Below are 7109 nucleotides of genomic sequence, written 5' to 3' on the forward strand. Positions count from 1 at the left end.
TGACCGCCGCCGAACCGCCACGACCGCACGATCATCCACGCCAGATCCTCGGCGGGGTGGCCGGCGTGCGCCAGCTCCCAGTCAAGCAGCAGGCGCGCGCCCTCCGGCCCGAAGAGCACGTTACCCATCCGGAAGTCGCCGTGGACGAGCGTCGGCCGACCCGCGTCGGCGGGACAGGCATTCGGCAGCCAGTCGATCAGCGTCTCCATCGCATCGAGCCGCTCGGTTTCCGCCGCGCGATACTGCTTCGTCCACACGCCGATCTGGCGCTCGAAATAGTTGCCGGCCCGCCCGTAGTCGGACAGGCCAACCGCATCGACGTCGATATCGTGCAGCGCGGCCATCGTCTGCAACACGGAGTCGTAGCAGGCCGCGCGGTCCTGTTTCGGCACGTCGGGCAGCGCGGGATTCCAGAAGATCCGTCCGTCCTCGAAGCTCATCACGTAGAACAGGCTGCCGATCACGTCGCGGTCAACGCAGAGGTGATACGGATGCGCGACCGGGACGGCGGTTCCCGACAGCGCAGTCAAAATCCGGTATTCGCGGTCCACCGCGTGCGCGGACTTCAGCAGTTCGCCCGGCGGCTGCCGCCGCAGCACGTACCGGCCGATGCGCGCCGTCAGCAGAAAGGTCGGATTCGACTGGCCGCCGGCGAACTTCTCGGCTTCGACCGGCCCTTCGAAACCCGGCACGTGGTCTTCCAGATAGCGCGCCAGCCGGGCGACATCGAGTTGCTGCGGGATATTCGTCATCGTCACGATGGTTCCGTGTCGTGGATCAGCCATAGGTTTTGAATGTCCGTCGTTCAGCGTCTTCCAGATGCGGAATGCCGTTGAACGACGCCAGATGGAACGCGTCGGCATTGAAGAAGTACTGCGAGATGGCGCTGTTGCGAATCTGCAGGTTCAGGGCGATCGCGCTCGCCGCGGGTGCTGCGAGCACCTGCTGCAGGGTGACGGCGATCGGGCCGCCCGAACTGACCGCCAGCACCCGCTGTCCGCCGCTCTGCCGGATCGCCGCGCGCGCGTCGGCGACGCGCCGCTGGAACTGCGCCCAGGTCTCGGGAACCGGACCGCGCAGCCGGTCCTCCGACCACAGCGTCAGCACCTGTCTGAGCGCCCGGAAATGCGCCTTCATCGATCCGGCGGCGAGTTGCACGATCTCCGGATAATCGTGTCCGGCCGCGGCGAACAGCCCGTCGAAGTCGTATTCGTTGAGGCCCGGATGCCGATCGTAGCGAACGTCCTGCCGTCCCATGCCGCGCAGGATCGCATCGACCGTCTGCGCGTGCCGGTTCAGCGTGCCGCAGAACACGCGGTCGAACACGATGTCCTGCCGCGCGAAGTACTCGCCGAGCCAGACGCCTTGCTGTTCGCCAAGCGCGGACAGTCGATCGTAATTCTCGGTACCGAACGACGCCTGTCCGTGCCGTACCAGATAGAGTTCAGCCATTGTGTGCTCACCCAGTCAGATGCGCCCAGCATAGCGATCCGGCGCACATTCCTGAAATTTATTTGTTGAATCGTGCGGCATTCATTGCATGAATCGCTCCGGACGCTTCCGGACGCCGCCCGCCAGGGCGGCCTCGAATGACGTCAGCGCCCGTCGCTCGTCGCAGCCGGCGTGCGGAGCACGATCTTGCCGATGTGACGGCCGGAATCCATCAACGCATGCGCGGCGCGTGCGTCGCGAAGATCGAACATCCGATAGAGCTGCGGTTTGATCGAGCCTTGTTTGATCAGCGGCCATACCGCCGCTTCGAGTTCGCGAATGATCTGCGCCTTCTCGTCGTAGGTCCGCGAGCGCAGCGTCGATCCGATATGCGTCAGCCGTTTCGTCAGCATCGGGAACAGGTCGAGTTCCCTGGCCGGCCCGTTGATCACGCCGATCTGGACGATGCGCCCATTCATCGCGGCCGCCGCAAAATTGCGCGCGACGTAATCCCCGGCGATGATGTCGACGATCACATCGACGCCCTTGCCGTCCGTGAAGCGCCTGACGGCCTCGACGAAATCCTCGTAGTGGTAGTCGATCGCGAGATCCGCACCGAGCCGCACGCTCGCGTCCCGCTGCGCGTCCGACCCGACCGTCGTGATGATGTTCGACGCACCGAACGCCTTCGCCAGCATCGTCGCCGTCGTGCCGATCCCGGACGCGCCGCCGTGAATCAGCACGGTCTCGCCCCGCTTGAACTGGCCGCGCTGAAACAGGTTCAGCCAGACCGTCATGAACGTTTCGGGCAGCGCCGCCGCTTCCGCCATGCCGAGCCCTTCGGGAATCGCCAGCGTGTTGCTCTCGTTCGCCACCGCATATTCCGCGTAGCCGCCGCCAGGGATCAGCGCGCACACCCGGTCACCGATCGCGAATCGGGTGACGTCGCGCCCGACCGCGACGACCTCGCCGGAGATTTCGAGGCCGGGAATGTCGGAAGCCCCGGGCGGCGGATCGTACAGGCCCTTGCGCTGGAACACGTCCGGGCCGTTCACGCCGGCCGCGTGAATGCGGATCAGGACTTCGTCCGGGGCGGGCGACGGCACCGGACGCGTCGTCGGAACGAGTACTTCCGGACCGCCTGGACGCACGATTTCGATCGCGGTCATTTCGGTCGGGATGGCTTGCATGTCGTCAGTCACGATGTAATCCTCACGTTGGCTGATGCACGACCCATTCGCGGGACATCCACGAATCGCGGCATCGCGATGCAGAGGCAGTCTATCGGCGGGCCGCCTCACGAGCACGCAGCGAATTGCCGGTCGGGGAATGCAAAAATGCATCAGTCTGGAAAAGCCATGAATTGGGACGACGCCCGCGTATTCCTCGCGATTCACCGCGAACGAACGCTGCGCCGCGCGGCGCAGGTGCTTGGCGTCGACCAGGCGACAGTCGGCCGGCGGCTTGCGACGCTCGAGCACATGCTGGGCGCCACGCTGTTTCTGCGCTCGTCGAAAGGCTATTTGCCCACGCCGGTCGGCGAGTTGGCGCTCCGCGCCGCCGAAGCGATGGAGCAACACGCGCACGATCTGGTCCGACTGACACAAGGTGTCGACCGACGGCTCGCCGGCGAGGTGAAGCTCACCACGACCGATGCGCTCGCGCTCGAGTTCGTGATGCCGTCGCTCGAGCGGCTGCATACCAAATATCCAGACGTATCGGTGTCGCTGAATACGTCGACGCAGCTTCTGAATCTCGCGAAGCGCGAAGCGGACATCGCGATCCGCACGGTCAAGCCCGACAATCCGGATCTGGTCGCGCGCCGCCTCGCGCGCTGGGACATGGGCTTGTTTACGTCGCACGACTACCTGCACCGCCACGGTGAGCCGGCTCGGGGCGACGCGTTTGCGGGCCACGATCTCGTCGTCTATCAGCCATACGTCGAGGCGAGCAGAAAGCCGACGATCGTCGGCGAGCCCTTTCATGCCGGGCGTATCGTCGCGCGCGTGAATTCGAACCTGATGATGCGCGCCGCACTGAAATCCGGGCTCGGCATCGGCGAGATTCCGGTGCACATGGGCGAGCACGACGGGCTCGCCCGCGTCTGGCCCGCGCACGTCAGAAAGGCCCCGTACGAAGTCTGGCTCGTCACGCATCGCGACCTGCGCCATACCGCGCGCATCCGCGCGACGATCGACGAAATCGTGTTCGCATTCGCTGCGCATCGATGATCCGCGAACAGGCATGCGACCGGTTCATGAGGGTCTCCGTGAGCGGCCGGCGGCGCCTGCATGTGCCGCCCCTCACCTGATCGGGCGGGCGTTTGACTCAGGACCGCATTGCAAACATTGCCAATCCGAGTGGCGGTTTATTCGGCTTGACGGCATGCCCATCGCTGACGCTCAATGCCCCAGTGCGCAAGCCGCACCGATCGTCAAATGCTCGCCGATCCCGAACCCGACCCCAAGAAAGGAGCCGTCATGACCGCCGAACAGCCGCACATGGACAAGACGCCCACGCCCGATCCTGCAGAGAACAACGCCTACTTCCCTTCCCCATACTCGCTGTCGCAGTACACGTCGTCGAAGACGGACTTCGACGGCGCGGATTACCCGAATGCGTACAAGGGAGGCAAGTGGAAGGTTCTGATGATTGCGACCGACGAGCGCTACGTTCTGATGACGAACGGCAAAATGTTCTCGACCGGCAACCATCCGGTCGAAATGCTGCTGCCGATGTATCACATGGACAAGGCCGGCTTCGAAATCGACATCGCGACGATATCCGGCAACCCTGCCAAGCTGGAAATCTGGGACATGCCGGGCGAGGACGAGGCGGTCCAGAGCACGTACCGGAAATATCTGCCGAAGCTGAAGACACCGTTGAAGCTGTCCGATGTATTGGAAAAGAACCTCGGCCCGGACTCGCCCTACATCGCGGTTTTCATCCCGGGCGGCCACGGCGCGCTGGCCAGCATTCCGCATAGCAAGGAGGTCAAGGAGACGCTCCGGTGGGCGCTCGACAACGACAAGCACATCGTCACGCTGTGCCACGGCCCGTCGTGCCTGCTGGCGGCGGCCGTCGACGAGCATCCGGACGATTACGCGTTCAAGGGATATGAGATCTGCGTGTTCCCCGATTCGCTGGACACAGGCGCCAATCTCGACATCGGCTACATGCCGGGCCCGCTGCCGTGGCTCGTCGGCGAAAGTCTCGAGAAGCTCGGCGTCAAGGTCGTGAACCGGGACATGACCGGCCGCTGCCATCAGGACCGGAAGCTGATCACCGGTGACAGTCCGCTTGCGTCCAATCAGATCGGGAAGCTCGCAGCGGCGGCGCTTCTCAAAGAAGTGGGAAATTGACATCGCGTGGGACACGCGCACCGTAGCCGGCAAAGACACGCCGGATATGGGCCGGCGGTACAGCCGGCCTGTACGAACAGGCCGGCCCTCAACGCGTCGCCATGACCTGCGGACCGACATGCGGACGCTGCCTGCAATCCGGCAGGCCTCCGCATGAGCGGGTCTTAAACGATGGCGCCGAGTTGCCACGGCACGAACTCGTTGTGCCCGTATCCATGCATCTCGCTCTTCGTCGCCTGGCCGGACGCGGTCGCCAGCATCAGGCGGAAGATCGCCTCGCCGACCTCATCGACCGACTGCGCCCCATCGACGATCGTGCCGCAGTTCAGGTCGATGTCCTCCTGCTGGCGTCGCCATAGCGCACTGTTCGTGCCGAGCTTGAGCGACGGCGACGGCGCGCATCCGTACGCCGAACCGCGCCCGGTCGTGAAACAGATCAGGTTCGCGCCGCCGGCAACCTGTCCGGTCGCCGACACCGGATCGTAGCCGGGCGTATCCATGAACACGAGCCCGGATGCCTGGATCCGCTCCGCGTAGCGGTACACGTCGACCAGATTGGCCGTGCCGCCCTTCGCCACCGCGCCGAGCGATTTTTCGAGAATCGTCGTCAGGCCGCCCGCCTTGTTGCCCGCCGACGGATTGTTGTCCATGCTGGCGTCCATGCGCGCGCAGTACGCCTCCCACCAGCGAATCCGCTCGATCAGCTTCGCACCGACGGCCGGCGACACCGCGCGGCGCGTCAGCAGATGCTCGGCGCCATAGATCTCCGGCGTTTCCGACAGGATCGCCGTGCCGCCGTGCGCGACGAGCCGGTCGACCGCCGCGCCGAGCGCCGGGTTCGCGCTGATGCCGGAATAGCCGTCCGACCCGCCGCACTGCAGCCCGACGACGAGATGGCGCGCATCGACCGGTTCGCGCCGCACCTGGTTCGCCTGCGCCAGCATCGCCTTCACCTGCTCGATGCCGGCCGCCACCGTGCGAGCCGTGCCGCCCGTCGTCTGGATCGTCATCGTCTTGAGCGTCGCGCCCTCATGCAGGCCGTGCGCATCGAGCAGCCCGTCGATCTGGTTGGTTTCGCAACCGAGGCCGACCACAAGCACCGCCGCGAAGTTCGGATGCCGCGCGTAGCCGGCGAGCGTGCGTCGCAACAGCGCCAGCCCTTCCCCCTGTGCGTCCAGCGCGCAGCCCTGACCGTGCGTCAACGCAACAACGCCGTCCACGTTCGGATAATCGGCGAGCGCCTGCGGGTTCACGTCGCGGCGGAAATGGTCGGCGATGGCGCGCGCCGCGGTCGCCGAGCAATTGACCGAGGTCAGGATGCCGATATAGTTGCGCGTCGCCACGCGACCGTCCGCGCGTACGATGCCCATGAATTCCGCGCGCTGCCGCGATCCTGCCGACGGCTTGGCGTCCGCACCGAATGCATGGTCGCGCGAGAATTCGCCGCTCGCGAGATTCTGCGTATGGACGTGCTCCCCGGCCGCGATGTCGCGTGTCGCAAACCCGATGATCTGTCCGTAGCGGCGGATCGGCGCGCCGGCGGCCAAACCGCGCACGGCGACCTTGTGCCCCGCAGGAACGAGGCCGCGCACGACGATATCCGGTGCGACCGGCATACCGGCAACGAGCTGGCTGCGCGCGATGACGACATCGTCGTCCGGATGCAGCCGGATCACCGGTCCGTCCGCCGTGTTGCCGGCATCGGCATGGGTGTCGAGCGGCGCTTCGATAGGCGTGATATCGCTCATGCGACGGCCTCCGTCGATTGTGCGGCAACGGTTCCGGCCGGCGTTGCCACGCCGTCGATCAGGCGCGGCAGGCGCCACGGATTCGCGTCCTGCAGCGCGGGCGGCAGCACGGAATCCGGATAGTTCTGATAGCAGACCGGCCGCAGGAAGCGCTCGATCGCGGCGCTGCCGACGGACGTGCCGCGCGCGTCGGTCGTCGCCGGATACGGGCCGCCGTGGACGATCGCGTCGCTGACCTCGACGCCGGTCGGAAAGCCGTTGAACAGCAGCCGTCCCACCTTGTTTTCGAGCCGTGCGATCAGCTCGCCGTGACGAGCCAGCTCGTCGGCATCGGCCAGCAGCGTCGCGGTCAACTGGCCGTGCATCGCATCCGCGAACGCGTAGAAATCGCGCTCGTCGTCCAGCTCGACGACGACCGTCGACGGGCCGAACACCTCCGTCTGCAACGCCTGCCCTTCGAGAAGCGTGCGTACGTCTGCCTTGAACAGATGACCGCCGACACCGGCATCCGTCCGCACGTCGACGAGCGACGCGACGCCGGGCGTCGCGCGCAGCATCGCGACGCCGC

The 7109-nt window shown here is 65.9% G+C and carries 6 protein-coding genes and 1 pseudogene; 2 read left to right on the forward strand and 5 right to left on the reverse strand.

Annotated elements, in window-relative coordinates:
- The 3 genes from KH616_RS19110 to KH616_RS19120 all read right to left on the reverse strand — a co-directional run.
- The coding region (locus KH616_RS19110; protein WP_292249712.1) for a phosphotransferase family protein at positions 1-752 on the reverse strand (752 nt) is incomplete at its 3' end.
- A gap of 25 nt (positions 753-777) precedes the next feature.
- A complete protein-coding gene (locus KH616_RS19115) occupies positions 778-1452 on the reverse strand; it encodes a histidine phosphatase family protein (RefSeq protein WP_292249708.1) in 675 nt (224 codons plus the stop codon).
- 143 nt (positions 1453-1595) lie between these two features.
- A complete protein-coding gene (locus tag KH616_RS19120; RefSeq protein ID WP_292249713.1) occupies positions 1596-2600 on the reverse strand; it encodes an NAD(P)H-quinone oxidoreductase in 1005 nt (334 codons plus the stop codon).
- A gap of 189 nt (positions 2601-2789) precedes the next feature.
- On the opposite strand from KH616_RS19120, the gene KH616_RS19125 reads away from it, so the two are divergent.
- Positions 2790-3662 (forward strand): LysR family transcriptional regulator, encoded by an 873-nt coding sequence (locus tag KH616_RS19125; RefSeq protein WP_292249709.1) that lies wholly within the window; start codon positions 2790-2792, stop codon positions 3660-3662.
- A 249-nt stretch (positions 3663-3911) separates the two neighbouring features.
- Positions 3912-4793: a glyoxalase III HchA gene (gene hchA / locus KH616_RS19130; protein WP_292249710.1), complete on the forward strand. Its 882-nt coding sequence runs from the start codon at positions 3912-3914 to the stop codon at positions 4791-4793.
- Between the two features lie 164 nt (positions 4794-4957).
- Here hchA and KH616_RS19135 read toward each other — a convergent pair whose 3' ends face one another.
- Positions 4958-6541, reverse strand: a complete 1584-nt coding sequence (locus KH616_RS19135; protein WP_292249711.1) for a UxaA family hydrolase — start codon at positions 6539-6541, stop codon at positions 4958-4960.
- Positions 6538-7109 (reverse strand): annotated as a pseudogene (locus tag KH616_RS19140) (aldehyde dehydrogenase (NADP(+))); the annotation flags it as partial. The pseudogene KH616_RS19140 and the gene KH616_RS19135, both read right to left, overlap by 4 nt.

The sequence above is a fragment of the Burkholderia sp. genome (assembly GCF_018375725.1).
In the GTDB taxonomy this organism is placed as follows: Bacteria; Pseudomonadota; Gammaproteobacteria; order Burkholderiales; family Burkholderiaceae; genus Burkholderia.